Origin of the sequence: Burkholderia sp. RF4-BP95, assembly GCF_001521985.1 — a bacterium.
GTDB classification, from domain to species: domain Bacteria; phylum Pseudomonadota; class Gammaproteobacteria; order Burkholderiales; family Burkholderiaceae; genus Burkholderia; species Burkholderia diffusa.
In genome coordinates, this window is record NZ_LOSX01000050.1 from 1 (window position 1) to 610 (window position 610).

The 610-nt window shown below is 62.3% G+C and carries 1 protein-coding gene and 1 pseudogene; both read right to left on the reverse strand.

The features are described 5' to 3' along the window. The coding region (locus WS46_RS18275; protein WP_257130008.1) for a phage baseplate assembly protein V at positions 1–335 on the reverse strand (335 nt) is incomplete at its 3' end. Positions 336–364: 29 nt separating this feature from the next. After that, positions 365–610 (reverse strand): annotated as a pseudogene (locus tag WS46_RS36095) (phage tail protein); the annotation flags it as partial.

The following is a 610-nucleotide window of genomic DNA, read 5'->3' on the forward strand; positions in this document are numbered from 1 at the left end:
GTCTTCGTCTTGATGTCGATGACGCGGCCGCGCGAGAAAACGATCGAATCGCCTTCGTCGGTGTAGATCGCTACCTCGCCGGGCTTCAACGCCTTCAAGCGATACTGCGCGTGCTCGGTCGCTATGACGATACCGTGACTCGTCTTACCACCGATCGGCAGGACGATCTTCATCGTGCCGGCCGGCGGCGCACTGGTGTATCCGTAGTGCTGGAACAGCTCTTCGTCGACACCGTTCTCGCCGGCGAGTCCTTCGCCGCGCACCATGCCAACAGGGCCGTCGGTGCTCACGCCGCTGATCACGCCGCGAAACGCCTGGCGCACGCCGGCCAGCATGCGCGACACTCGCTTTTCAACTTCTCGCATCATTTTGTCACCGTCGTGTTGCCGTTTGCGTCCGTCACGACCAGCGAAAGCGGGCCGTCGCCTTTCTTCTTGCGTCGATGCTTGCGCCCTGAATGCGGATGCGCGTCGAGAATCCAGACGCCGTCTTCCTTCAGCGTCAGCGTCGTGTGAGCCCCACCAGGACGACCGCCCGTGAAGCGGCGCGCCATCAGGAAATAAATGGCATCGATGCCGTACTCTTCCCACACGACATGCACGCGCTGCCC